This is a genomic window from Rhodococcus sp. APC 3903, assembly GCF_030407755.1.
In the GTDB taxonomy this organism is placed as follows: domain Bacteria; phylum Actinomycetota; class Actinomycetes; order Mycobacteriales; family Mycobacteriaceae; genus Rhodococcus_F; species Rhodococcus_F erythropolis.
This window is the reverse complement of sequence record NZ_JASDCV010000076.1, coordinates 1-1667: the sequence shown is the minus strand read 5'-3', so window position 1 is coordinate 1667 and position 1667 is coordinate 1. Positions and strand designations below refer to the sequence as shown.

Annotated in this window: 1 protein-coding gene; it reads right to left on the bottom strand. The window is 60.1% G+C overall.

Translation table 11 applies throughout. The features are described 5' to 3' along the window. The coding region (locus QMA15_RS32545; RefSeq protein WP_290289290.1) for an amino acid adenylation domain-containing protein at nt 1-1667 on the bottom strand (1667 nt) is incomplete at both ends.

The window sequence follows — 1667 nt, the reverse complement described above, 5'->3', positions numbered from 1 at the left end:
ACACCCAACACCTCGGCAAACACCGACGCGACGATCTCCTCCACCGCCGTCACCGGAGCCCGGAACACCGCAACCTCGAACACCGGCTCCGGCAACAACTTCCGATCCAACTTCCCCGAAGCATTCAACGGCAACGCATCCAACACCACAAACTGCGACGGCACCATATACGACGCCAACCGCTCCCCCACACCCACCTTCACCACATCAACATCAACCGAAGACCCCACCGCAGCAGTGACATACGCAACCAACTGATCACGCCACACCACCACCACCACAGAACCCACACCCACCTGATCCCGAACCGCAGACTCGATCTCCCCCAACTCGATCCGCTGACCACGCAACTTCACCTGAAAATCACTACGACCGACATACTCGAGCTCACCCGACACACCGATCCACCGCACCACATCCCCCGTGCGATACATCCGCGAACCCACCCCACCGAACGGATTCGCCACAAACCGCTCCGCCGACAAATCCACCCGCCCGAAATACCCACGAGCGACCTGCACACCCGACAAATACAACTCACCCGCAACACCCACCGGCACCGGACGCAACCGCGAATCCAACACCAACACCGACGAATTCCACACCGGAGCACCCATCGGCACCACCACACCCACACCATCGAGCGGACCCGCCGCCGTCGCATGCACCGTGAACTCCGTCGGACCATACAAATTATGAACCTCAACCGACGGCAACACCGACAACACCCGACCCACCACCGACGCCGGCAACGCCTCACCCGCCGCGAAAATCACCCGCAACGAACCCAACCCACCACCACCGAGACGCGAGACCGTCGCCTCCGACGTGTCGACAACCTGATCGACGAACACCTCCAACATCGACGGCACAAACGAAACCATCGACACCGACTCCGCCGCCACCACCGACGCCAAATACCCCGGATCCCGATGACCATCATGAGTAGCCACCACCAACCGAGCACCCACCGCCAACGGAACAAACAACTCCCACACCGACACATCGAACGTCACCGGAGTCTTGAACAACACCACATCAGAACCCGACACCGCATAACGCTCCGCCAACCACGACACCTGATTGACCACACTGCGATGACTGACCGCCACACCCTTCGGCCGACCCGTCGACCCCGACGTGAAAATCACATACGCCGTATTCCCCGACCGCAACGGCGAAACCCGATCCACATCCAACACAGGCGCACCCGAAAAACCAGACACATCAACAACATCAACCTCGACCACCGGCACCACACCAGCATCGAAACCAACATCAGAAGTACTGACCACACACACCGGCGACGCCGACTCCAACACATACCCATTACGCTCCGCAGGCTGATCCGGATCCACCGGAACATACCCACCACCAGCCCTGAGCACACCGTAAACCGCAACCAACAAATCAACCGACCGACGAACCGCAACACCCACCAACGACTCCGGCCCCACACCCACCGAAACCAAATACCTGGCAAAACGATTCACCCGAGCATCGAACTCCGCATACGACAGAGACTGCCCCTCGAACGAGACCGCTACCGCACCCGGAGACGCCGCCACCTGCGCATCGAACCCGTCCAACACCGACACACCCGCAACCTCACGAGCCGTGTCATTCCACCCCTCGAGCACCAACGAACGCTCAACAGAATCCAAAAT